Raw genomic sequence first — 23,536 nt, 5'->3', positions numbered from 1 at the left:
AGAAAACCATGAATTTATCTTCTGTCACATTCTGTCTGAATTTATCTTCTGTCATTCTGTCACACTCTTGAATTTATCTTCTGTCACATTCTTCTGTGAAAAACTGCCGGATTGCTCCGGCAGTATTCGCGTTGCATCATGATGTGCCGTGTGCTTTTGCAGAACTGCACCCCTATCCGCCGATATTCGCCTGCATACCGAGCTGTCGGGCATATTCCAGATAACACATCAGATCCTCTTTCTGCAGCATTTTATTCGATAAGGTATACGGTTTTCCCATCTTTTCGTATTTCACCTTTCCCAGTGTATGGTACGGGAGAAGATTCACCTCGCAGACACCAATGGATTTCAGATATCGCAATGCGGATTCCAGTGTGTCTTTTTCATAATTGAACACCGGTATGACGGGAATGCGTACAATTACCTTCTGTGGATCCACCTTGAGAAGATAACGCAGATTTTCCTTAATCAAAGCTCCATCCGCACCGGTAACCGTACGCAGAATGGCATCATCCGGATGCTTGAAGTCAAATAGAAAAAGATCAATCAGCGGCATCATGCGTATCAGCAAATCTCTGGAGTAGTTACCGGTCGTTTCCACGGCAGTATGAAAGCCCTCCTGCTTGCAGGCACGAAGCAGCTCCCATAATGCTTCCTGCTGAACAAACGGTTCACCACCGCTGAAGGTGATACCGCCGCCGGAGTTTTCATAATAGTCCCGATCCCTGCACAGCTCCGCCATAATCGCTTCCAGCGTCATTTCCTTTCCCTGAAATGCTATGGCATCCTGCAGACACACCCGTTCACAGGCACCGCAGCGCTGACAGCGGTCTTCCCTGTACGTGAAGTTTCCCTGCGCAAACGTGATGGCCTGATGCGGACATGCCCGCTCACACAACCGGCAGCCAACACAGCGCACGGCATTGTGAAACATTGTGCTTTTCACACTCTGTGTCTCCGGATTGGCGCACCATGGACAAAACAGTGGACATCCCTTCAGAAAGAGTGTTGTGCGAATACCCGGACCGTCATGAGTCGCAAAGCGCTCAATATTCGTGACGTTAATCATACAGCATCCTGCTCAGCAGCTCATCCTGAATATCTCTGGTAAGATTCACGAAGACAGCACTGTAGCCGGCTACTCGCACAATCAGATCCGGATACTTTTCCGGATGCTTCTGCGCATCCTCCAATACGCCGTGATCCACAACGGTCACCATCAGCTGGCAGCCGCCCTTCTTAAAATACGTATCAAACAGGATTCGGATTTTATCCCGATCCTCATTGAACATGCGCGGTGTGAATTTGATATTCTGCACACTGCCGCCATGATATTTTGCCTGAAATCTGCTTAGGGAATTCAAACAGGCTGTTGGTCCGCTCTTTGCGGCACCGCCCTGCGGATTATTCGCAGGATTCATAAAGACACCCGTTTTCCGTCCATCCAGACTGGCGAAGGTCTGATGACCCCAGTCTGTATTCGTTTGATTATTGGAAATAACGATCAGATAATAGCCAAGACCCGCGTCAATGCCCCGCTGCCGTATTCCCTTAGCGACAAACTCGTATAAATCATTGGCAAGTGCATCGCATTCCGGCTTGTCATTTCCATATTTATCTGCATGCAGCAGGTCTTTTCGCAGCTGCTCATAGCCTTCAAAATCTGCGAGCTGTGCCTCATGCAGCTGTTGTAGTGTGTATACCTTATCCTCATATACCAGCTTACGGATCGCATACAGAGCATCACTGGCATTGATGTTTCCATAGGTTTCATTGGTACCGCCCAGAATCTGTACACCACCGTCAAGCAATGCCCTTCCACGGGTGATACAGTCATCCATCAGGATTGAGGTAAACAGAAAGCTTGCCTCCTGATTCATCACCTCATAGGAATGCTTCTGTGCCTCCACACTGAGGTCAAAATAATAATCCAGCAGCTCCTTATAGGTATCATACAGTTCATCAAAGGTGGTAAACGCACTGCACTCCGGTATGGAAACCGGACCGTTTTTCGCCTTGCCATCCATTGGATCAATCCCTGCATTTAAGGTGATATTGAGAAGCTTCAACAGGTTTAAAAGGGTATTCGGTGTACCGACGCTTTTTCCCTGAATCACGAATTCTCCACAGCCGAAGGGAACATACTGCTCCGCTATCTCACGGGATACACGCATGCCGTACATGACTGCCTCAATATTGACATCATCATTGTACAGCGTCGGATAGGTTGCACCGGATCCGATGCAGTCATATGCCATATCCATGATATCCGCCGGGGTATTTTTACTGAAGCGCAGGGTAAACTGCGGCTCCACGTAGCGGGTATCCCGACAGACACGCAGGCAGATACGCGCAAAGGTATCGCCTTCCTCTGGATGCTCTCTTCCTTCTCCGCCGACGATGATACGTCCATTTACCGTTGTACGGCGGTTCTCAATCATTTTCCACAGAGACTTCAGATACCGGTACGCTTCCTCCTCCGTAATCAGACCGTCCTCCAGATCACGCTGCAGATACGGCCCCAGCACATCATCCATGCGACCGTAATTGATAACCCCTGCCACTAAGGCATAGATCCAGAACAGCTGCAGCGCCTGATGAAAGGTTGCAGGCTTCTGTGTGCGGATAACCGCAAGATCGCGTTCCATCAGCTCCAGGTCCTGCAATCGGCTGCGCGCAGCATCCAGCTTTGCTTCCCGCACCAGCTCAATCTGACGGTCGATAACCTCCTGCAGCAGCGTTAAGCTTTCCACACAGCTGTTTAAAAAGGTATTGGGCTTCTGTGAACGGATCAGCGTTTTCAGCCCCTCCAGTCCATATGCCATGAGCTTTTTGTAATTCAGCATCATACCGGATAAGCGTGCAGTTGCCATCAGCGGATAGGAGCAATCGATAAAGCGGCCGATGGTGGACTCATTCAAAACATCTGCACAATATATCGCCTTGGTGTCATGCTCCTCCCAATAGGCATACAGAGCATCCACTCTGGCCTTTTCTTCCTCGCTGTCGAGCTGTTCCTTAAACGAGCGCAGCTTATGGAAAACACAGTAATGGGAAACACCGCCGATGCTGGTCACACTGCCAAAGCCAATCGGCAGAAAATCCAGACGTCCGGCCAGCAGATCATCATCCTCTATGCTTCGAAACAGAGCAGGAAAAATAGTACGCAGGCAGCGAAGTTCACGTTCTGCCTTATCCAGAGCGGCACTATCCCTGTGAGCCTGTGTATAGGCCTCCATGATGGCAAGCTGTTCCTGTGGTGATTTTTCGCACGGAATCGGTTTGGATACCTCAACATTCTGCGCGCCGTCAATACTGATTTTCTTTTTCATACTCCTGTGCCTTCCTTTCTTATATCATGAGATCAGTGCTTTGCCTTTTCTGCATCTCTCCAATTATCCTGATAGCCGCCAAGCAGATCGACAAAACGCTTTGCAGTCAGATGCGGACGGGTGATGGCACTTCCTACGACAACAGAATGCGCCCCCAGATAAATGCACTTCATCGCATCCTCCGGCGTATAGATATGTCCCTCCATCATGACGAATGCTTCATCGCGGAAGGTACGGCACATCTCCGCAAACATACGGTAATCCGCACCCTCGATATGCTCTGTTTCCTTTGTATAGCCGTACAGCGTCGGTGCAACGATATCCGCACCGTTTTCCACAGCGCGTGCTGCTTCCTCCATGTTGGAAACATCCGCAAAGATAATAGCTTCCGGAATTTCCTGTTTCACGGTTTTGATCAAATCCCATGCCTGTGTGTTTTCATGTGTAATCTGTGATGTACAGTCCAGAGCGATGATTTCCGCTCCTGCCTCCCACACAGCTCTTGCGGCATCCATCGTCGGTGTGATAAAAACATCTGTATCGTCATGCCAGATTTTCCATAAACCGATCATCGGCAAATCAACCTTATCCTTAATTGCCTTGATCTGTTCCGGAGAATTCGCGCGGATTGCCACAGCTCCTGCCCATTTGGCTGCCTCCGCCATTTTTACTACGATGTCATCGGTATAGATAGGGTCATCCTTCTGTACCTGACAGGATACGATCAGACCGTCTTTCAGACCGTCCAGCAGTGCTCTTTTCTTAGGATCAGTAGTTTTCATTCCATGTTCTCCTTTTCTGTGTCCTTCTTACAATTTTATTATAGAAGTATGTAGAAAGGATGTCAATCTTTTTATATCATTTTAATTTATTTTGATTCATATTGATTCATAATCTGTGATATTTTTAAAATTTATATTATGTAACTCTTTATTCTTTAGAAGTTTTCGCAACACTGCAATAATTATATTGACTTAAAGCATGCTCCAGGTGATTTAGTGAAGCTGATGGTTATTCATAGACCATGGTATTGCTAGTCACTGGTTCTTCGTGTGATATGTTAACAGATACATACTTTATAGAGGAGGTACAATCATGACAATTGCCGAAGTAAGCCGTATGTTTGAAATTTCCGCAGATACGCTTCGCTATTATGAAAGAATCGGACTGCTTCCTGCTGCTTCGCGGACTTGCGGCGGCATCCGTGATTACGGTGTAAAGGATTTGGGATGGATTGCGTTCATCAAATGCATGCGTAGTGCGGGACTGCCGACTGAAGCTTTGGAGCTGTTTCAGCAGGGAGATGCCTCCACACAGGCACGGCTGGATATTTTGAAGGAACAGCGTACCCTGCTGAAAAAAAGGGTGCTGGAAATGCAGGCTACCCTGAAGCGGCTGGATACGAAAATCGAAGGCTATGAGGACAAGCTTGCAAGAGCGGAGAAATAGCTGAGGACGTGATATCTCCCCAAGTGAGCGCAAGCGTTACAAGCAGTTATGTACATAGAGGGCAGGTGCCGGTTCGATCTTCCTCACCTGCCTTTTATACGCTTTCTCATTCATTTCCTTTCAGAATATATTTTGCTGGAATTGTAATATAAAGCATTGTGTCTTTTTCCATTTTGTTCCCCACGAAACAGAAGGGGTGCTCTGTGCTTTGATTCTGCGGTGTGGGATATCGGACATGGGATCTTCACAACAGCAGGTCATATCCGGTGAAAGTGTATTTCCAACAGCTTTTATCCGCACTTTTCCTGGTACCGTCTTCACTGCTGGGCATTTGCCATGTGCAGAATGTCCCTGTACACATAGGATAAAACGGATAAGGAAGTATTTGAAATCCGACAGGATGAGGTGAAAAGATGACATATCAGGATGAATATTATGACGATTATACAGACAACTATGCAGTGTGTGAGGATGAGCATGCTCTGCAAGAGGACATTCCAACAGATACCTGCTGTGAACCCTATCCTCATACATGTTGTCCGGGGCCGAGAGGTCCAAGGGGCTTTCGCGGGCCTGCAGGTCCGACAGGACCTATGGGACCGACAGGGCCGGGCATTGGAGTAACCGGACCGACAGGGCCTACCGGAGCTACGGGAAATACCGGTGCAGATGGAGCTACGGGGCCAACAGGGCCGCGGGGAGCAACAGGTGCTACAGGAAATACCGGAGCCTCCGGCATCACAGGGGCAACAGGGGCAACAGGTGAAAATGGCGCTACCGGACCGACGGGTGCAACAGGACCTGCCGGAAGTCCCGGACCACAGGGATTGATCGGACCAACGGGACCTACCGGAACCCCCGGTGTCACAGGGCCGACGGGAAACATCGGACCAACCGGTTTAGATGGAAGAGATGGACCGACGGGTGCGACCGGAGCAACCGGCATGACCGGAGCAACAGGGGCTACCGGACCACGCGGGGCTACCGGGAATACAGGGGCAGATGGTGCAACCGGAGCGACAGGAACAACGGGTGCGACCGGGCCACAGGGACTTAGAGGATTGCAGGGACCGACGGGACCTACCGGATTAAGAGGTGCAACAGGGCCAACCGGGGCGGATGGAGCAATCGGTCCAACAGGACCAACCGGAAGCACAGGTCCGATTGGGGCTACCGGAGCAACCGGACCACGCGGTATTGAAACACAATCCTTTGCCAGCTTTGCTGATTTTGCAAGAGCCTTTGAAAATGCTCAGCCAATGCCGTTATACCAAAGCATTGCGGATACAACCGGCAATATCACATCAACCTCCACGACTTCCCTGCTGCTGCAGCCGGGCTTCTATCAAATTTCACTGGAGGTCAGCACAATACTGTCTACAGCCGGCTATATGCAGATAACCCCGGCCTACAACGGAGCACCGCATATTGAATTTGGTATTTATTCACGAACAGGTTCCCCACAGAACACAGCTGAAGGCAGCAGTCATTTCATAATCGAGGTGACACAGGCAACCCCGTTTACCGTCAATTACAATTCCAATGTAGCAAATACGGACGGTCAGCTGACACTGGTCATCGTGAAGCTGGAGCGTTAAATAGACACCAGTCAGATATCGATGCAGGCTTTCTGTGATAAATTATGAAATATAAAAAAAGGCGGACATTTACTAATGCCGTCTTTTTTCGTTGGGGGACTGCATCGCAGTCTCTTCCTTTCCGATACATGTGATCATCTTGGGGATGGATCATCACATACCCATATTTTACAGAAAATTCTGCCCAACGATAAGCTTTTCAGCGTAACTTGATACATATCTTATATTTTTTTAATCATTGCATTTCTCACAGGAAATCGTCAAAACGTACAGATATGCTGCTTCACAGATACATGCTTGGTTTTGGAATGTTTTAAAGCAACAAAAAACCTGACAGCCCCGTCAGGTTTTTACTCGATTGTGGATACAAGGAAGGAATGGAGAATTCAATACTATTGCATGCATCAATAGAACCTGTATTCTCCATTTTACTAACATCATAATGCAGGAAAGAACCGTCTTGTCAGGAACAGGCTTCTTTTACGCTTCCTTTTGTGCGCCGTTTGTATCCTGGATGCCAATCATAACACAGCCCTGTATAACTGCCCCCTGATCAACACTAATGGATGCGGCTGTGATATCACCGCTCACCTGTGATTTTTCACTCAGGCGAATATGCCCTCCCGCATGAATATCTCCGCGAACAGCTCCGCCGTTTTCCAATGCAGTCGTTGTGATATTTCCTTCCACTGTGCTTTCCTGTGATATCTTCAGTGTTTCTTTGCATTCAATATTACCATGTATTTCAGCCTGTATAACAGAGGCATCCTGACAGAGGATATCGCCTTCCACACTCCCATATATCTGAATACGCTTGCTGCATTTGATATTCCCCTTTACACGACCGTAAATTGTCAGGTCATCATCCGTACTGACATCACCTGTTACTTCTGTATGTTCTCCAATCAGAGAAGCACTTTCCTGCGGCTTTACAGGTTGCTGCGCATCTTTGTTTTCTTCCATTTTAGTCATATCCTCCTTCTTGGCTTCTGAATGAACCACTTCATCCTCTGGCAGATCATGTTCATGATTCTGCTGTCTGGATTCATATATTCTTTTCTGTTTCTGATACCAGCCCATAAGCATCCCCCTTTCAAGGAATTACAGTCTTCTGATATATGTAAAAATATATCATTTTGGCATAATAATTAAAATACAAAAAAGGCAAAAAAACGCTTTATTTATCGGTTAATTTCACTTTTGTATCACAAAACTTGACATTTGTATAATCCGTATATTTTAACACCATGTTGATTTTATAAAAGATGATGCATCAAAGGATCGCATCCGTGTTTTCACCTTTATATTTATCTCTATATTTATAGAAATAAGCTGTATGACAGAGGTTTTCCTTCAAGCATCGAAACTGCCTGTGTTCTTTTTCAGTGCATCGGCTAAAATGAAAAGCCGGTTTACAGGATTGCATACGTTTCTGTAAATCGACTGTTATTCTATTTCTTATGATGCTAAAAGGTATGTTCGTGCTCGCTCTGCAGCACCTTTACATATTTATAAAAGGTGGCCTTTTTCAGTGAGGTCCTTCTGCGGTAGGTCTCCAGCGGGATATGGTTCTTCTGACAGTATTCCACCTGTTCCCGGAAATCCTCAGGCAGGCTTGCACGCGGTCTTCCATAGCTCCCCGCTCCCTCTTTCTTCTTTTCCAGCGCCTTCACGATCCCCTCATACTGCGCCTTCTTCAGCTCTTCCCGCTTCTTTTTCTCCTCCCGCTTCATCAGATACAGGATGTCCAGTTTCCCTTAGTTAAAGATATGAACCCTCTTTATCAGTCTACTTTTCCAATAAATCGGTAGTATATCTCTATTTCCTGTATTCTTTCGTTCTCCTCATTCGTTGTTGCTTCGTGAATAAGGATTTTTTCTATCATTGCATTTAATAACGGTGCTGTCAGTTCCTTTGGTACGGAATACTCCTTGATTAACTCAATCCACTTTTCAGCACCTATCATATCCTGTTCCATTTTACTTAATTCTTCTCTTAGGTTGGTTATCTGCTGTTCAAGTTCTATCTGCTCTTTTTGATATTTCCCCGACAGCATGATGAAGTTTCGTTCCGTTATCTTCTCACAGGCTCTATCTTCATACATTTTTGCAAATAAACGGTCAATCTCATTTTGTCGGTTCTCGGCTTTCTTCAAGGCACTTGCCTTTTTCTTCTTTTCCCGTATTCGCTCTGCATTGCCGACTTTCTGTATTTTGTTCAATACCTTTTCTTCGTCCTGCTGTACTGCCTTAGCCCAATACTGCAATCGTTCCAATACAGCTTGATACAGCACATCATAGCGGATATAGTGCATAGAACAATAACCTTTGCCAAACTGTCCGTAGAAACTACAAGAATAATAACTATACGGTGTTTTATTTGCCTTATTTGTCGCAAACCTCATAGACCAGCCACAATCCGCACACTTGACAAGCCCTGCAAATATCGGCGTTGCCTTTTCCTTTGTCTGTCTACGCCTTGATTTTATCTGCTCCTGCACACGATAGAACACTTCCTTGTCAATAATCGGTTCGTGCGTGTTTTCTACTCGAAACCATTCGCTTTCGGGCTTTCGTACTTTCTTCTTGCTTTTGAAAGAAACGGTTGATTGTCGATTATGAACGCTGTTTCCGATATAGACTTCACTTTTCAATATCGCCTTTACATGAGCAATCGTCCACTCATAACGCTTGCTTTCGGGCTTTCCCTCAAAGATATGAGCAAAAGTACCGTACCTTGTAAAATTCAACCAAGACGCTGTCGGGACTTTTTCTTCTCGCAGTATTTTTGTGATTTTGGCACTACCGTAACCTTGATAGGCTAGAGAGAAGATTTTTTCAACAATCCATTTTGTTTCCTCATCAACCAACAGTTTCCCTTTGATGTCGGGGTGTTTCTTATATCCTAACGGAGCATAAGCCCCATAATACGCACCCTCTGCAAATTTCGTCTTAAAGGCTGATTTCACTTTACGGCTCGTATCTCTTGCCACCCATTCATTGATGATGTTCTTAAATGGTGCAATCTCACTTTCGCCTTTTTCGCTGTCCACACCGTCGTCAATCGCTATGTAACGGACATTATGGCTGGGAAAATACAATTCTGTATATTGTCCTGTCATAATATAATTTCTACCAAGTCGTGATAAGTCTTTTGTTACAACACAGTTGATTTTTCCTGCCTCTATATCCTCAATCATTCTTTGAAAACTCGGTCTGTCAAAATTTGTTCCCGACCAGCCGTCATCAATATATTCATCAATCACATTCAAATGATGTTCTTTTGCATATAGACGCAACATACTTCTTTGTGTGGTAATGCTGGAACTTTCGCCCTGTAATTCATCATCTCGGCTTAACCTAAGATAAAGTGCAGTATTGTAAATCTGTTGTTTCATTGTCAGTTATCCTCCTTTATAACTAACCCGTGTTTACAATACCTGCTTGCAAGTAAAGTATAACACGGGTACTTTTTGTCATTCAATCTATTTCTTACAACTGCACCGATTTTATGCGATTGTATGCTTTGCTTTTTCCAACATGACATCAGTTAGAAGTTCTTCCATTGTCTTTCCCTTTTCGGAGAAATGCTCTTTTACAACAATCTTTGTCTTTCCTCTGTTGCCAATGCCACACTTGTTATTTTTCTTTTGAATTGTTTTTACAGCATTATCAATAACACATACCCCCTTTCTGTAAAATCTTTCTAAGCAATTCAACGGCTTTTGTCATAGCCCACAGGACTTCCACCTCTGCATAGTTCTTATGTAGCCGTACCCATTGCGTGCGACGCTTTTAACGCTCAAGCTGTGGCTGTACGGGAGTATCATTATCTGACAGCACAGGTCATGGCGATAAAAGAGGACAAATCTTTTACAAGAACACAGATAGGTTGTCGCTCACTTTTGCAGGAGAAAGGTCATGGCGTATCTGTTTCAACGGCTCGCTGTCTGTCAAAGGTATTGAATTGCTTTATTCAGTTGTCAAAGAGCGATTGAAAGAAGAAAATCATCTTTCCTATATATCGCGTTGGAAAAGAGTAAAAGCGTAACCAATATTCAAAACTTTTTTCTTTTCTTGTACCATATAGGGAAAGAAATTGTCATTCTGCTAAGTTGATGATGAAAAGATTTCTTTTCACACCCTAACTACCTATGCAATACCGTTACTGCCAACTATGAAATGAAAGATTTTGTTTGCTCCATATAGGGAACGACAACTACCAAATGTTAAGTTGAGAATGAAAATATTTTCTTCTTTTCACATCAACACTCAACTGCTAATACCTGTTTGAATACAAATTGAAGATACTTTGTCTTCTTTCACATAACACTGTCCACTCATCTTGAATTTCCGACATTTTTTCAAAACTTTTCTTCTTTCACTCCATATAGGGAATGGAAACCTTGATTTGATGACCTATTTTCAAAAAAAGTTAGATTTCCTTTTCTCGTACCATATCTGTACACAAGTTGATGTTTTGTTGCAGATATTTTGAAGAAATTAAAAAATACCGTCATTCTCTTGTGGGACAGCGGTATCTATGCGTTCTTCTATGGTTGATTTTTCTAATTGTAATAAGTGTTTATGCTTATCTTTGAGTTCTGCCTGCTCAATCATATCTTTCAGTATCGTTGTATGATTTTCTCTGTCTAATGCTTGTACCATTTTTATGGTTGGTGCAACCTGTCTTTGTAACCAATGTAATGCCTTTTGTAAAGTATAAGGTTCTGGTTTAGTCGTTAATCGTATCGGCTCTCTATTTTCCCCTATAAACCATGCCCAATCATCATTTGTTTTCCATTGACTTTTCGGTTTATCATCTTCTCTATCAACAAAGCGGACATAATGATTGATGATAGAAAAAGCGGTGCGTTCAGCGTCCCGATAGGTCAGTAAATCTACAACCGCATAATAGGCTCGTTCATTCTTCATGCGTATTTCAAAACGGTTCTTGATTTCTGTATCTTCAACTTCTATGCCATTTTTGACATACTGCTCGTAATTTTTCTGATAGGCACACATATATAACTCACTACTGGTTGAACCGAGATATAAGGTTTCTCCTGTATTCTTTGGTAAATCGCTACCACATTTTTCCGTACCGCTGTAATCTTTCTGCATACGAAAGTAGGAGATACATTCGCCAGCCTTGTATTTTTCCTTTAACTTTGGAATATCTAATATTCCTGCTTTATCATTGATTGCCAAGTCAAGTCGTTTCATCTTACCACCTGCCGTTAAACAATCCAGCATAAAGTCATACCATGAGCGTTCCTGTGCCAATAGATAACTTTCCATTTGCCGACACCCTCTGCCTTTTAGTTCTAATAAAACACCTAAATGCTCTTGCATGGAACACATGATGTTGATGTCGCCTAAAACATATTTGCTTTCATATCCGTATTTTCCAAAATCTTCATAAAGCATATAATCGGCTTTTAGTTGTAATACTTCACGAATAATCTTTAATGCGTCTGTCGTAGGAAAGCGGACACGGAAGTAATCAATCAACAGAAATAGTGGTTCTTGCGGATTGAAACGCTCAATCTGTTTTTCTATCGTTTGTTTTAGTTCAGCAGAGGGAACAACAGTCCCATTCTCTATCTGGTTAAAATATGTACGACTGATACCACAGGCAACAGCAAGTTTTCTTTGTGTTACTCCATATTCTTCACGCTTTTGTCTTAATTCTTCTATAAAGTTTTTATCATTCATTCTTCAATTCCTCCAATCAAAAAAGGCAACTACCATATTTGATAATTGCCTATACTTAAATTTCCGCAAAAGAAAAGACAATCAATTTCTCGTTTGAAATCAACTGTCTTTCCTATGTCTTATTCAATTTTTATGTATTAAATGAGTGCTTTTTAGTTAACACCCTATTAAAAGCGATTTTACCTTGTAAATACAGCGTTTTCCGCTTAGTAGTGTATATTGTTTCTTGTTTTTTGTGCCCCCCTTGTTAGATAACGGGGGCTTACTGTTCGCTCGCAAGCTCGCTCAACTGCCGGAGTGAACCAGCCACTAAAAACGGTGGAAAAATCTAAGAGATTTTCCCACCGCCGTGTCTGGATCACTCCGCCTATTATGCTTTTTCGCTTTACCTTTTAATCCCCAATCATATTATACCTCTAATGCACGAATTAGATTTACCATTTCAATAGCTCCCTGTGCACATTCAGAGCCTTTATTTCCTGCTTTGCTACCAGCTCGTTCTATCGCCTGTTCAATCGTATCTGTCGTAAGAACACCAAACATAACTGGTGTTTCGGTATTTAAACTGATTTGAGCAATTCCTTTTGATACCTCACTACACACATAATCATAATGGCTTGTACTACCTCGAATAACTGCTCCCAAACAAATAATCGCATCATATTTTTTACTTTTTGCCATTTTAGACGCTATCAAAGGTATTTCAAATGCTCCCGGAACCCAAGCTACCTCTATGTCCTTTTCACCAACATTTTCTCTTTTCAAATTATCTAATGCACCTGCTAATAGCTTAGAAGTTATAAACTCATTAAATCTTGCTACAACAATACCGATTTTTATATTTTCTGCTACTAAATTTCCTTCAAAAGTGTTCATTTATTTTTCCTCCATATTCAAAATGTGTCCCATTCGGTCTTTCTTTGTCTTTAGATAAAAACTATCATAAGGATTTGCTTCTATTTCAATCGGTACTCTGCTTGAAATTTTCATTCCATAATCTTCTAACTGATAAACTTTATCAGGATTATTTGTAAGTAAATGCAATGATTTTATTCCCAAATCTCTTAAAATCTGTGCACCGATATAATATTCTCTTAAATCGCCTTGAAATCCTAATGCAAGGTTGGCGTCAAGTGTATCCATACCGTTATCCTGTAAATGATAGGCTTTTAGTTTATTGACAAGCCCGATACCTCGTCCCTCTTGTCGCATATAAAGCAATACACCAGAACCATTTTCTGCAATCATTTTCATTGCTTTATCTAACTGCTGTCCACAATCACAGCGTAAAGAGCCAAAGGCATCTCCTGTTAAGCACTCTGAGTGGACACGACATAGCACATCGTTTCCATTATTCAAATCTCCCATAACCAATGCAACATGATGTTCTCCATTCAATTTATTGATATAACAATGTGCTTTGAAATTCCCATATTTTGTAGGCATTTCTACAACCGAAACACATTCTACAAGCAAATCATATACTTTTCTGTATTCCTGTAATTCTTTAATTGTGAGGGTAGGTATATGGTGTGTTTGAGAAAACTGAATTAAATCAGGTGTTCTCATCATTTTCCCGTTTTCATTCATAATTTCGCAACATAAGCCACATTCTTTTAAGCCAGCCAACCTCAATAGGTCAACCGTTGCTTCTGTATGTCCATTTCTTTCCAAAGCACCTCCGTTCTTTGCAATCAGAGGAAACATGTGCCCCGGTCTACGAAAGTCAAAGGGATTTACATTCTCAGTCACACACATACGAGCCGTTAATCCTCTTTCTTCGGCAGAAATACCTGTTGTAGTATCCTTATAATCAATAGAAACTGTAAAGGCAGTTTCATGGTTATCTGTATTATCTTCAACCATAGGGGAAAGCATGAGCCTGTTAGCCAGACTTTCACTCATAGGCATACAGATTAAGCCTTTTGCATAAGTCGCCATAAAATTAACATTTTCTGTTGTCGCAAATTGTGCCGAACAAATTAAATCCCCCTCATTTTCTCTCTCTTTATCGTCCATAACCAAAACAAGTTTTCCCTCTTGTAACGCCTGCAATGCCTCTTTTATTTTTTGATATTTCATAATTCCTTTATCCTTTCTGCTAAAATCCGTATCGGCATAACAACTCTTTCGACAACTCTGTTTCATTGCTGTTGTCTATGAGTTTCTGCACATATTTCCCTAATATATCATTTTCAAGGTTTACCATATCCCCGACTTGTTTATTCTTGAGAATTGTTTGCTCCAAAGTATGAGGGATAACGGATACCGAAAAATCTGCTTTCGATACTTTTGCGACAGTAAGACTAATACCGTCAATAGCAATCGAACCTTTTTCAACAATTAGATTTAAGATTTCTCTTTGCGTATTGATTTGATACCACACCGCATTTTTGTCTCTACGCACAGACGATATTCTGCCTGTCCCATCAATATGCCCCGTAACAATGTGACCGCCCAACCTGCCATTCATAGGCATAGCTCTTTCTAAATTCACAAGGCTTCCATGTCTTAACAGGCTAAGAGCCGTTCTGTTCCATGTTTCATTCATCACATCAACTGTAAAAGATTGTCGAGTGAAACAAGTAACTGTAAGGCAGATACCATTGACTGCTATGCTGTCGCCTAAATGTATATCCTCTAATATTTTTGAAGCTTTAATGGATAGTTTACAGTTACAAGTATCTTTCTGTATTCTTTCTACTTTACCGATTTCTTCTATTATTCCTGTAAACATGGATAAATCACTTCGCTTTCTATGAAATAATCATTTCCCACTTGAGAAAAAGCATATGGTTTAAGCATAATGGCGTCATTAGGAAAAGCAACACCTTGACCACTTACAGGGCTTTTTGCACTCCCACCAAATATTTTAGGTGCTATATAAATTTGCACCTCATCAACAATCTGTTGCTCAAGAGCACTCCAATTCATTGCACTTCCACCCTCTAAAAGTAGACTGTCTATCTGCATATTTCCTAAACATTGCATTAAATTCATTAAGTCAATATGATTACCTTTTTTCTTCGTATAAATAATTTCACAACCACATTTTCTGTAAAGAGCAATCTTACTTTCATCAATAGAAGAAGTAGCGATATATGTTTTAATGTCATTCGCTGTTTTGATAATTTTTGATGTAATGGGTGTTCTTAAATCTGTATCACATACGATACGAATAGGATTTTCCCCGTTTTCTAATCGGCATGTCAGTAAAGGGTCATCTTGAATAACGGTATTCACTCCTACCATGATCGCAGTAACCTTATGCCTGAATTGATGTACTTGTTTTCTCGCTTTTTCGCCACTTATCCATTTTGATTGATTTGTATAAGTTGCTATTTTCCCGTCCATTGTCATTGCATATTTCATAAAAACATAAGGAATATGCCTTGTAACATATTTTCTAAAAACTTTGATTAACTGTTGACACTCCATTTCTAAAATTCCTATCACAACTTGAATGTTGTTTTCCTCAAGTACCTTTACACCTTTTCCAGACACAATAGGATTACAGTCTAAAGTTCCGACGACTACTCTTGTAATGCCACTTTTAATAATTGCTTCTGTGCAAGGTGGTGTCTTACCATAGTGACAGCATGGTTCAAGTGTTACATAAAGTGTTGCTCCTACAGGTGACTCCCTACAATTTTTTAATGCATTTCTCTCTGCATGCAATCCACCAAAGATTTCATGGTATCCCTGTCCTATAATTCGATTATCTTTTACAATTACTGCCCCAACCATAGGATTAGGATTGACATAGCCAGCACCTTTTTTTGCCAGTTTTATTGCTAATTTCATGTATTCTGTATCGCTCATTTTTACACCTCCAAAAAAATACATGCCTTGAATAAAATCTATCCAAGACATGCAAAAGAGGATTTATGCGATTAAAGAAAATGCTCTGAAACAATATAAAATCATTCCAGAGCACGCAAAAAAAGCATAAACTTACTTTCATCTTCTTTCATCCAGACTATACTGTCGGCTTTGGAATTTCACCAAATCATGCCTTTCGGCTCGTGGGCTATACCACCGGTAGGGAATTACACCCTGCCCTGAAGATAGTTATTCAATTACGGACAATTATAATATCTGATATTATATCTGTCAATAAAAAGTTTTTTTCTCGTTTATCCAAATACAATAATTTGCAAGCAGGTAAACACAGGTTATTTCTTAATATCCTTTTGTTTGGGAAACTCCAGATACACATCCGGTGTTATCCGTGCATCCTTCACCTGTATGTGGATATCCTTTTCTCCACAGTAGCGCAGCTTCTCCTCCAGGTCGCTTTCATCCTGTGCAAATGCACTGAACGACAGCACCTCCAGCACATCCCGCTCCATCAGCTTCCCCTTCAGTTCTCCCCAGTTATCCTCATATCTTCTTACACACATGACTCAGCTCTCCTTACTTCTCTTCTTCCTCCAGCTTCTGCCTGTTTTGTCACTGTCCTTCCCTTTACTTCTACATATTATCACATTTAAAGATTAGTGGAGATACGAAAAATACCCCTAAAAAAGGGGTTTCTAAAACGTTTAGAATACAGCATTACAAAGGCATTGAACAATTTGAAGTTGTTAACGCTCTGAAAATGATTCAAAAAAAGTGCGGAATCTCCGCACATTATATTCCCATATCCTGAATGATCAATGCCTCCAGCTTTTTCCACATCCAAATATCACTAGCAGCATCCAGAAGCATACAAATTCCGGTTCCCACAACCATAAATTCACTATGTAAATGAAATTGTACGGCAAGTGCAGCTGTAGCTGTCATCTTCGCAGCCGTAACAAGCGCAGCAATCCACCATTTTGAATATTGCAGATGCCGTATTCTACCTGTAATAATCAAATTGCTGAAAGCATGCAGAAAGGTGACAAAGGCCAGAACAGCCGGCAGTGTGTCATAAACCTCCTCCGGATTCGTCAGCATCCACACCCCCAGAAAGCTGACCAGCAGACACTCTACCAGGGATAGTAGTGAAATCAGAAAACGCTCGTCCTCCTCCAGAAATAAAATAAGCTGCGGTACACCCTGAAACAGCAGCATAACGCCTCCGATAAACGTCATCAAATCAGGACTAACCGGATACAGAAGCATAAACATTATACCAAAGCAGCTCCACATCAATGATTGATACAGACCATTCCATTTTAGTCTATGTACATATTTAATAGAAAAAAGCATACGATCCCTCCATGCGTATCCCTATGGTATCACGAACAGATAGGAAAAGAAAGCTTGTACTGCAAAAAAGACATAAGAAATTTTCACCGGCATTCATAATGAAGCTGCGGGCTAAACACAGGTTCGGCAGAAAGAAAAATGTAAGAATATCGCATATAGGCTTCATCTGTCAAATATGATATAATTTTACCTATAGCGGGAGGTAGAGAATGAAAATACTGGATACCCTTGGGAAAACAAAGAAAGCTATTGGCGGCGTTGTGGCCATCTGTATACTGGCTGCGGTCATCTTCTTTGCAGGAACCGTTTTCGGAGGAAAACAAAGTGAACCGAAAATCACATCAACAGCACTGACACAGCAGCTGCAGGAGGTCAATGACCTTGCCGTCATGGAATATAATTATACGAAGGTGGGAAAATTTGAGAATTCACTGACCTTAAACGGATGGAATATCCCGTTGACAAAAAAAAGCTTTCTGCTTACGTATGCAGGACAGCTGAAGGCCGGTGTGAGAATGGATCAGGCCGAGGTTGATGTAAAAGGAAAAACGATAACCGTTTTACTGCCGGAGGTTGAAATTCTGAGTAATATCATCGATGAGAAGAGCATAGAGGTATATGATGAAACAAAGAATATTTTCAATCCGATCAGCATTGAGGACTATACGGCATTTGCAACTCAGCAGAAGGATAAGGTAGCGGATGAAGCAGTGGAAAACGGGCTGCTCAGTGAGGCGGCGACAAAATCGCAATCCGCAATCCGTAAATTCTTCAATATGATACCGGAAATCAAAGAGCAGTACAGCATCGAAGTAAAATTCAAATCATAAGGAGGAAAAGGAAGTTATGGTAAAGCACATACTGTTTGTGAAAATGAAGGATAATTCCATCGAGCAATGTGAGAAAGTGAAGGCATTGTTCTTATCCATGAAGGAGCAGATTCCATTTCTGCGGGAGGTGCAGGTCGGAATTGACTATCTGCATTCACAGCGTTCTTATGATGTCGTTCTGGAGCTTGTGGTGGATGATCGGCAGGCATTGGAGGACTATCAGAAAAACACCTACCATGTAGAAAAGGTAAAGCCTTATATTCATGCCGTGCGAAGTGGCAGTGCAACTGTTGATTATGAATACTGAGGAATGCAAACGTTTGCGGCTGCTTTCTCATTTAAGAATGTATGAAAAAGGGAATCCGTATTCTATTGTTTAATACAATTGGCGGATTCCCTTTTTGTTTTCCTGAAACAGTTCATTTCATCAGAAGCCACAGCTTCATATCGGTCTTATTTCTCTGCCAGATACAAGCGTACTCCCATAGCACTGTATTTCTGCTGTATCTCCCCGCTCAGCTCACTGTCACTCAAAATCCCCTTGATATCTGACAGCTGACAGATCGTTTTAAATGCCTTTTTGAGAAACTTGCTGTGATCTGCACAAACTATTGTTTCCTCTGCATGCTCATGCATCATGCGCTTCATTATATTTTCATCGGTTGCAGAGCTGGTGATTCCGGCAATCGGATCGATTCCGTTGGGTGAAAGAAAAAATACATCACTGTTCATTCGCTTCATTGCCTCAACTGCCACATCATCATGGAACGATTCGTGCTTCTTATCCAGCCGTCCGGCCATTAAAAACACCTCTATATGCTCACAATGAACAAGGGCATTGGCTACAGGAAGAGAATAGGTGATAACCGTACAGCGGCAGGATGCGTCTGCCAGCTTCTTTGCAATAGCACAGCAGGTGGTACCGGCATCCAATGCCACATTCATCCCTTCTTTGATCAGATGCGCAACGGCGTAGTCGGCCATCTTATCCTTCAGATCCATATGGAGCGATTCTCTGGCAGAAAAAATAGTATTTTGCGGCATTCTTCCAATACTTACCGCACCACCGGGAATACGTTTCAGCAGCTGCTTTTTTTCTAGTACTGTCAGGTCGTTTCGAATAGTTGCCGGTGAGACATGAAACAGCTCACACAGCTCAAGAACCTGCATATGCTCCTGCTCCTGGAGCACTTCACAGATTCTCTGATGCCGACGCCTTGCTTTCTTATCATTATTCATTCCACTCACCTCATATATACAAGTTTATTATAACAGAATTGCCAAAGACTTTGTGTTTATGCACTTTAATTTTTGTTTTTTTTAAGAAAACAACAAATTTCCTCTCACATAACAAAAAGTTTATACATTCTTAAGAAGATACGAAAAGAATCTTAACGATTATTGGCCATAATAGACAATAAAGAAAGTTTAGGTGATGAAATGGAAGTTACGAACACAGCCATCAAAGGACTTACACAGAAGCAGGTAGAAGAACGCATAAGAAATCATCAGAGAAACAGCGTATCGCATTCTATTACGAAGACTCACGGGCAGATTTTCAAAGAAAACATATGCACCCTATTTAATCTGCTTAATATATTGATTGCACTGGGACTGGTGCTGGTAAATGCCTGGTCGAATTTATTTTTTCTAGCTGTGATTATCTGCAATATCGTAATTGGCATTCTGCAGGAGCTGCATGCGAAGAAACTGGTAGATGACCTTTCCCTGCTTATGCGGCAAAAGGTTTCCGTCATGCGGGATGGTGTAGTATGCAGTGTAGATGTTCAGGATCTCGTTGTGGATGATATCATGGTTCTGTCCAGCGGTGAACAGATTGTCTGTGATGCCGTCCTTATACAGGGAGAGGCTGAAGTTAATGAAGCCTTATTAAGTGGTGAATCCGATCCCATTCATAAACGCAAAAAGGATCAGCTTTTATCCGGAAGCTCCATAATATCCGGAAAATGTTATGCACGGATTATCCATGTCGGTGAGGAGAATTACGCAAATCGTATCGCCAGTGAGGTAAAGGAAGTCCGTGCAGTTAATTCCCGGCTGTTAAATGCCATGAAGCGTATTACAAGATTGAGTGGTTATGCAATTATTCCCTTAGGTATTTTGTTGTTTCTGGAGGCCTGGGGATTTCGGGGAGATTCCATACAGGAAAGTGTTATCACAAGCTCCGCTGCATTGCTGGGAATGCTTCCCAAGGGTCTTGTTCTTTTGATCAGTGTATCCCTGGCGGCGGGAGTAAGCCGCATGGCAAAGCATAAGGTTCTTATACAGGATCTGTATTCACTGGAAACACTGGCCAATGTCGACACATTGTGTCTGGATAAGACAGGAACCATCACCACCGGAGATTTAAAGGTGGAAGCGCTGCTTCCCCTTTGCGATGAAGCGGAAACAGATATGGAATATATTCGCTCCTTTTTACACTACAGCGACGATAACAATGCAACCTATCAGGCGCTTTGTGCGCAGATCAGTCCCTGTGCGGTACATGAGCCGAAAGCGAGGATTCCATTTTCCTCGCTTCGCAAATGGAGCAGCGCATATTTTGAAGGCTATGGTTCTCTGGTTATGGGAGCGCCGGAAAAGCTGCTGGAGAAGCTGGATACTTCCTTTTCTGCTATTATGGAAGAAGGTAAGCGAATGGTTGTGATCGGCAGATGTGCTCAGGTGATCGACAAGGATGCGCCACTCCCAATCATCCAACCCTTGTATGCTGTCATCTTTACCGATACCATACGTCCGCATGTAGAAAAAACGCTGCAGTTTTTTCGGGAGGAGGATGTGAATATCAAAATCATATCCGGTGATCATATAACTGCGGTTTCCGCTATCGCCAGGCAGGCAGGACTTCATAACTGGAATGCCTGCCTGGATATGAGTGGAATCGGTGATGATCCATTCGTTATTGAGCAGCTTGCTGAACAGTATGCTGTATTCGGCAGGGTAACTCCGTTACAGAAAAAGCTGCTTGTACAGGCATTGCAGAAAAAGGGTCACGCAGTCGCAATGAGTGGTGATGGTGTAAATGATATGCTTGCATTGAAGGAAGCGGATTGCAGTATTGCAATCGCACAGGGGAGTGATGCTGTTAAGCAGATGTCACAAATTGTATTGCTGGATTCCGATTTCTCAGCTTTGCCGATGATTCTGAAGGAAGGACGCCGCGTGGTGAATAACGCGACAAGAGTTGCCGGAGTGTTCTTTATTAAGACCATATATTCCATCCTGCTATCAGTCCTCTGTATTGTTATGAATCTTCCTTTTCCATTCATCCCGATTCAGATAACCCTGATTGATCTTGCAATAGAAGCCTTTCCATCCTTCCTTACCATGCTGGAACCGGATCACAGGAAAGTGAATGGTGATTTTCTTTCCACCGTACTCCGCAATGCGCTACCCAACGCGATTGCCATTGTATACAGCTTTTTGGCTATCGAGTTCATGAGTGACGGCTTTTCCATCCGCTATGATGAGGCGGTTACAATGATGTATGTATGTGTTGCAGTTATTTCCATGCTGGCTGTATACCATTCCTCACGTCCCTTGAATCGTTTGCGGACGCTGATCTGCATTTGCATGACTGCAGGATTCATATTAGCCATTCTATTATTTCATAATCTGCTTCATATCACGTTACTATCCTTTCGACTCCTTATCCTGACCGCAATACTGGCGCTATCCGCTATTCTCGTACGTCAAATCCTAATGCTTTTACTGCCATGGATTCCCGGCCTTCGTCCTCAGCCAAACAATGCGAGACAGCATTCCCTATCCTGATGTTTAAAAACAGGCAGAACGGTGTATACTCTTACTGTTCTGCTTTTCTCATGCAGAAGCTGATTATTTCGAATTATATCCGTTTAATTTTTGCGTTTATCATCTTTTCATTATAAAAGATTATGGTATAATACTAAAGACGGCATTTATTTTTATCCCATAATAAGGTTGTATACAAGCCAGAAACAAGTAGAAATTACGTTTCTGATTGGATACGGGATATTTTACAGTTATCCTTGCAGTTAAAAGGATATACTACAGGTCTTTTCAGCCTTCGCTCACCTTAGGCCTTATTCCTAGCAATTTCAAACAAAAACCAAGATATTTCACAAATGTCCCTGTACCTCATCCGGATAGAGGGTCCGCCTCCTAAGCGGAACGTAGTTGGTTCGAGTCCAATCAGGGACGCCATTTTAAAGGGTTTTAAGCACATTGACACCAAACTGTCGATGTGTTTTTTTACTTTCAAGAAGATTTATTCTTGTGGATATTTCACAAATATTTCTGGATGGAGTCAAACGCTTTTCGGTTGAATTGCTAAGAAAAATCGTATTTTGCTAACATGACTAGATAAGACAATCAGAGATTGTAGTGATAGACCAGGATAAGTAGGCTTATCATGAAAAGGGCTGTAACGTATAGTGCAAAATCTCTCTTATAACGAACGATATCTATACTGCCTGTTTTATGAGCAATCATCACTAAATGATTGAAATTATTTCGTTTAATGATTTCGAGAGAAATTTTATATAAGATTTTGAATTATTCCCATAAACACTACATTTATAAGCAATTTCAAAATTGAAAAACATTTATTTTACCACGAATTTACCACGATTGAAGAGCCTTGATATGACAATATAAACCACAAGGGAGATAGCACATGAAATGAAACTGTGTATCTCCCTTTTTCATACCACTTGACTACTTCTCTCTGATTTCAAACCTTAAAATGGCTTTCATCATTTCTGTATGAATTCGACCTTTTAATTCTTCATCAACCTGCATATTTACAGTACCATTTGCATGATAGCATGGACGCAAGCATACTTTAGAGATATAAGCGTTGTAAAAGTCTAAAATTCCTCTGACTGCCTTTTCATCTCCATTAGACGCTCTGTAAATAAGGTCGTAAGAGGGATAACCATAATCTTTTTTCATTTTTCCTATTCCATTTCATTCAATAACTTCTGTAATTTTCTTAGTCCTCTATCCCGTCTGCTATTGATAGCTGAACGTGATACATGATACAATTTTGAGATTTCTCTGTCGTTCATGCCTTGAAAGAAATACAACAAGATAGCATTACGCTGTTTCTCTGTTAATTCTTTCAACGCTGTACTTAATTCTTCATCAGCTACATAAATTACAAAATGCATAACTTGAAACGATACATAATCACAAGAATATTCATCACTCATACCATATTCAATTTGCTTCATTTCAGGCAATTCACAAAATAGTATTTCATGTTTTGAACGCCTAGCAATCTGTCTTCTATGACTTGATAATGCACCTTTAATGACAATCATCATCAAAGCATTAAATTGTAATCTGACGATATGCTCGGAAGAAGAGGTTCCCATAATCTCACCTCCTTTCTGCAAGAGCTAAACTAT

22 protein-coding genes, 1 tRNA gene and 1 riboswitch are annotated in these 23,536 nt (G+C 42.0%); of the genes, 6 read left to right on the top strand and 17 right to left on the bottom strand.

Annotation, left to right across the window (positions count from 1 at the left end; genetic code table 11):
* Window positions 1-172: 172 nt before the first annotated feature.
* The 3 genes from ACG3M1_RS05020 to ACG3M1_RS05010 are packed head-to-tail and all read right to left on the bottom strand — an operon-like array spanning window position 173 to window position 4,114.
* Window positions 173-1,069 (bottom strand): glycyl-radical enzyme activating protein, encoded by an 897-nt coding sequence (locus tag ACG3M1_RS05020; RefSeq protein WP_008819576.1) that lies wholly within the window; start codon window positions 1,067-1,069, stop codon window positions 173-175.
* Window positions 1,062-3,332 (bottom strand): pyruvate formate lyase family protein, encoded by a 2,271-nt coding sequence (locus ACG3M1_RS05015; protein WP_008819575.1) that lies wholly within the window; start codon window positions 3,330-3,332, stop codon window positions 1,062-1,064. The genes ACG3M1_RS05020 and ACG3M1_RS05015 overlap by 8 nt, the downstream gene beginning before the upstream one ends.
* A gap of 32 nt (window positions 3,333-3,364) precedes the next feature.
* On the bottom strand, window positions 3,365-4,114 hold the full coding sequence (locus ACG3M1_RS05010) for an N-acetylmannosamine-6-phosphate 2-epimerase (protein WP_002607903.1): 750 nt from the start codon (window positions 4,112-4,114) through the stop codon (window positions 3,365-3,367).
* A gap of 313 nt (window positions 4,115-4,427) precedes the next feature.
* Between ACG3M1_RS05010 and ACG3M1_RS05005 the strand changes: the two genes are divergently transcribed.
* On the top strand, window positions 4,428-4,781 hold the full coding sequence (locus ACG3M1_RS05005; RefSeq protein ID WP_008819574.1) for a MerR family transcriptional regulator: 354 nt from the start codon (window positions 4,428-4,430) through the stop codon (window positions 4,779-4,781).
* A gap of 413 nt (window positions 4,782-5,194) precedes the next feature.
* A complete protein-coding gene (locus ACG3M1_RS05000; RefSeq protein WP_008819573.1) occupies window positions 5,195-6,379 on the top strand; it encodes a collagen-like protein in 1,185 nt (394 codons plus the stop codon).
* A 480-nt stretch (window positions 6,380-6,859) separates the two neighbouring features.
* Here ACG3M1_RS05000 and ACG3M1_RS04995 read toward each other — a convergent pair whose 3' ends face one another.
* The 11 genes from ACG3M1_RS04995 to ACG3M1_RS04945 all read right to left on the bottom strand — a co-directional run bounded on the left by ACG3M1_RS04995 (window position 6,860) and on the right by ACG3M1_RS04945 (window position 17,292).
* On the bottom strand, window positions 6,860-7,459 hold the full coding sequence (locus tag ACG3M1_RS04995) for a bactofilin family protein (RefSeq protein ID WP_008819572.1): 600 nt from the start codon (window positions 7,457-7,459) through the stop codon (window positions 6,860-6,862).
* Between the two features lie 386 nt (window positions 7,460-7,845).
* On the bottom strand, window positions 7,846-8,112 hold the full coding sequence (locus ACG3M1_RS04990; RefSeq protein WP_008819571.1) for a hypothetical protein: 267 nt from the start codon (window positions 8,110-8,112) through the stop codon (window positions 7,846-7,848).
* 50 nt (window positions 8,113-8,162) lie between these two features.
* Window positions 8,163-9,776: a recombinase family protein gene (locus tag ACG3M1_RS04985; RefSeq protein ID WP_008394611.1), complete on the bottom strand. Its 1,614-nt coding sequence runs from the start codon at window positions 9,774-9,776 to the stop codon at window positions 8,163-8,165.
* A 111-nt stretch (window positions 9,777-9,887) separates the two neighbouring features.
* On the bottom strand, window positions 9,888-10,097 hold the full coding sequence (locus ACG3M1_RS04980; protein ID WP_390554929.1) for a tRNA wybutosine-synthesizing protein 3-like protein: 210 nt from the start codon (window positions 10,095-10,097) through the stop codon (window positions 9,888-9,890).
* Window positions 10,098-10,881: 784 nt separating this feature from the next.
* The gene (locus ACG3M1_RS04975; protein WP_008394618.1) at window positions 10,882-12,096 is read right to left on the bottom strand and encodes a replication initiation factor domain-containing protein; all 1,215 of its coding nucleotides are present in this window, start codon (window positions 12,094-12,096) and stop codon (window positions 10,882-10,884) included.
* A gap of 408 nt (window positions 12,097-12,504) precedes the next feature.
* The gene (gene ribE, locus ACG3M1_RS04970; RefSeq protein WP_008394619.1) at window positions 12,505-12,972 is read right to left on the bottom strand and encodes a 6,7-dimethyl-8-ribityllumazine synthase; all 468 of its coding nucleotides are present in this window, start codon (window positions 12,970-12,972) and stop codon (window positions 12,505-12,507) included.
* On the bottom strand, window positions 12,973-14,178 hold the full coding sequence (locus ACG3M1_RS04965) for a bifunctional 3,4-dihydroxy-2-butanone-4-phosphate synthase/GTP cyclohydrolase II (protein ID WP_008394621.1): 1,206 nt from the start codon (window positions 14,176-14,178) through the stop codon (window positions 12,973-12,975). It lies immediately after the preceding gene.
* Window positions 14,179-14,197: 19 nt separating this feature from the next.
* Window positions 14,198-14,833, bottom strand: a complete 636-nt coding sequence (gene ribE / locus ACG3M1_RS04960; protein WP_008394622.1) for a riboflavin synthase — start codon at window positions 14,831-14,833, stop codon at window positions 14,198-14,200.
* Window positions 14,818-15,918 carry a bifunctional diaminohydroxyphosphoribosylaminopyrimidine deaminase/5-amino-6-(5-phosphoribosylamino)uracil reductase RibD gene (gene ribD, locus ACG3M1_RS04955; protein ID WP_008690020.1) on the bottom strand — a complete coding sequence of 367 codons (1,101 nt, stop codon included), beginning with the start codon at window positions 15,916-15,918 and terminating at the stop codon, window positions 14,818-14,820. Before ribD ends, ribE (ACG3M1_RS04960) begins: the two co-directional genes overlap by 16 nt.
* 136 nt (window positions 15,919-16,054) lie before the next feature.
* A riboswitch (FMN riboswitch) is annotated at window positions 16,055-16,169 on the bottom strand.
* Between the two features lie 102 nt (window positions 16,170-16,271).
* Window positions 16,272-16,499: a hypothetical protein gene (locus ACG3M1_RS04950; RefSeq protein ID WP_008819569.1), complete on the bottom strand. Its 228-nt coding sequence runs from the start codon at window positions 16,497-16,499 to the stop codon at window positions 16,272-16,274.
* Between the two features lie 229 nt (window positions 16,500-16,728).
* A complete protein-coding gene (locus tag ACG3M1_RS04945; protein WP_008819568.1) occupies window positions 16,729-17,292 on the bottom strand; it encodes a hypothetical protein in 564 nt (187 codons plus the stop codon).
* A 209-nt stretch (window positions 17,293-17,501) separates the two neighbouring features.
* On the opposite strand from ACG3M1_RS04945, the gene ACG3M1_RS04940 reads away from it, so the two are divergent.
* Together ACG3M1_RS04940 and ACG3M1_RS04935 are read left to right on the top strand one after the other, a co-directional pair.
* Window positions 17,502-18,122 carry a DUF4230 domain-containing protein gene (locus ACG3M1_RS04940; protein ID WP_002607896.1) on the top strand — a complete coding sequence of 207 codons (621 nt, stop codon included), beginning with the start codon at window positions 17,502-17,504 and terminating at the stop codon, window positions 18,120-18,122.
* A gap of 16 nt (window positions 18,123-18,138) precedes the next feature.
* Window positions 18,139-18,429, top strand: a complete 291-nt coding sequence (locus tag ACG3M1_RS04935; protein WP_002607895.1) for a Dabb family protein — start codon at window positions 18,139-18,141, stop codon at window positions 18,427-18,429.
* A gap of 146 nt (window positions 18,430-18,575) precedes the next feature.
* Here the strand turns inward: ACG3M1_RS04935 and ACG3M1_RS04930 are convergent, their stop codons facing one another.
* Window positions 18,576-19,361 (bottom strand): DeoR/GlpR family DNA-binding transcription regulator, encoded by a 786-nt coding sequence (locus tag ACG3M1_RS04930; RefSeq protein ID WP_008819567.1) that lies wholly within the window; start codon window positions 19,359-19,361, stop codon window positions 18,576-18,578.
* 201 nt (window positions 19,362-19,562) lie between these two features.
* Between ACG3M1_RS04930 and ACG3M1_RS04925 the strand changes: the two genes are divergently transcribed.
* Both ACG3M1_RS04925 and ACG3M1_RS04920 read left to right on the top strand, forming a co-directional pair.
* Complete coding sequence (locus ACG3M1_RS04925; protein WP_008819566.1) at window positions 19,563-21,917, top strand: HAD-IC family P-type ATPase; 2,355 nt, start codon at window positions 19,563-19,565, stop codon at window positions 21,915-21,917.
* Window positions 21,918-22,251: 334 nt separating this feature from the next.
* Window positions 22,252-22,328: transfer RNA gene (locus tag ACG3M1_RS04920), tRNA-Arg, on the top strand.
* A gap of 513 nt (window positions 22,329-22,841) precedes the next feature.
* Here ACG3M1_RS04920 and ACG3M1_RS04915 read toward each other — a convergent pair.
* Both ACG3M1_RS04915 and ACG3M1_RS04910 read right to left on the bottom strand, forming a co-directional pair.
* Window positions 22,842-23,078 carry a helix-turn-helix domain-containing protein gene (locus ACG3M1_RS04915; protein ID WP_055201397.1) on the bottom strand — a complete coding sequence of 79 codons (237 nt, stop codon included), beginning with the start codon at window positions 23,076-23,078 and terminating at the stop codon, window positions 22,842-22,844.
* Window positions 23,079-23,083: 5 nt separating this feature from the next.
* The gene (locus tag ACG3M1_RS04910; RefSeq protein WP_009588541.1) at window positions 23,084-23,503 is read right to left on the bottom strand and encodes a sigma-70 family RNA polymerase sigma factor; all 420 of its coding nucleotides are present in this window, start codon (window positions 23,501-23,503) and stop codon (window positions 23,084-23,086) included.
* Window positions 23,504-23,536: the final 33 nt, after the last annotated feature.

The sequence above is a fragment of the Clostridium sp. 10cd* genome (assembly GCF_044336395.1).
Taxonomy (GTDB): Bacteria; Bacillota_I; Bacilli_A; order Erysipelotrichales; family Erysipelotrichaceae; genus Clostridium_AQ; species Clostridium_AQ innocuum.
The sequence above is the reverse complement of the archived record's forward strand: the minus strand, read 5'-3'. Positions and strand labels throughout refer to the sequence as shown.

Coding starts and splice junctions, on each gene's coding strand:
- ACG3M1_RS05020 (WP_008819576.1), bottom strand. CDS start 1,069: ATGATTAACGTCACGAATATTGAGCGCTTTGCGACTCATGACGGTCCG.
- ACG3M1_RS05015 (WP_008819575.1), bottom strand. CDS start 3,332: ATGAAAAAGAAAATCAGTATTGACGGCGCGCAGAATGTTGAGGTATCC.
- ACG3M1_RS05010 (WP_002607903.1), bottom strand. CDS start 4,114: ATGAAAACTACTGATCCTAAGAAAAGAGCACTGCTGGACGGTCTGAAA.
- ACG3M1_RS05005 (WP_008819574.1), top strand. CDS start 4,428: ATGACAATTGCCGAAGTAAGCCGTATGTTTGAAATTTCCGCAGATACG.
- ACG3M1_RS05000 (WP_008819573.1), top strand. CDS start 5,195: ATGACATATCAGGATGAATATTATGACGATTATACAGACAACTATGCA.
- ACG3M1_RS04995 (WP_008819572.1), bottom strand. CDS start 7,459: ATGGGCTGGTATCAGAAACAGAAAAGAATATATGAATCCAGACAGCAG.
- ACG3M1_RS04990 (WP_008819571.1), bottom strand. CDS start 8,112: ATGAAGCGGGAGGAGAAAAAGAAGCGGGAAGAGCTGAAGAAGGCGCAG.
- ACG3M1_RS04985 (WP_008394611.1), bottom strand. CDS start 9,776: ATGAAACAACAGATTTACAATACTGCACTTTATCTTAGGTTAAGCCGA.
- ACG3M1_RS04975 (WP_008394618.1), bottom strand. CDS start 12,096: ATGAATGATAAAAACTTTATAGAAGAATTAAGACAAAAGCGTGAAGAA.
- ribE (WP_008394619.1), bottom strand. CDS start 12,972: ATGAACACTTTTGAAGGAAATTTAGTAGCAGAAAATATAAAAATCGGT.
- ACG3M1_RS04965 (WP_008394621.1), bottom strand. CDS start 14,178: ATGAAATATCAAAAAATAAAAGAGGCATTGCAGGCGTTACAAGAGGGA.
- ribE (WP_008394622.1), bottom strand. CDS start 14,833: ATGTTTACAGGAATAATAGAAGAAATCGGTAAAGTAGAAAGAATACAG.
- ribD (WP_008690020.1), bottom strand. CDS start 15,918: ATGAGCGATACAGAATACATGAAATTAGCAATAAAACTGGCAAAAAAA.
- ACG3M1_RS04950 (WP_008819569.1), bottom strand. CDS start 16,499: ATGTGTGTAAGAAGATATGAGGATAACTGGGGAGAACTGAAGGGGAAG.
- ACG3M1_RS04945 (WP_008819568.1), bottom strand. CDS start 17,292: ATGCTTTTTTCTATTAAATATGTACATAGACTAAAATGGAATGGTCTG.
- ACG3M1_RS04940 (WP_002607896.1), top strand. CDS start 17,502: ATGAAAATACTGGATACCCTTGGGAAAACAAAGAAAGCTATTGGCGGC.
- ACG3M1_RS04935 (WP_002607895.1), top strand. CDS start 18,139: ATGGTAAAGCACATACTGTTTGTGAAAATGAAGGATAATTCCATCGAG.
- ACG3M1_RS04930 (WP_008819567.1), bottom strand. CDS start 19,361: ATGAATAATGATAAGAAAGCAAGGCGTCGGCATCAGAGAATCTGTGAA.
- ACG3M1_RS04925 (WP_008819566.1), top strand. CDS start 19,563: ATGGAAGTTACGAACACAGCCATCAAAGGACTTACACAGAAGCAGGTA.
- ACG3M1_RS04915 (WP_055201397.1), bottom strand. CDS start 23,078: ATGAAAAAAGATTATGGTTATCCCTCTTACGACCTTATTTACAGAGCG.
- ACG3M1_RS04910 (WP_009588541.1), bottom strand. CDS start 23,503: ATGGGAACCTCTTCTTCCGAGCATATCGTCAGATTACAATTTAATGCT.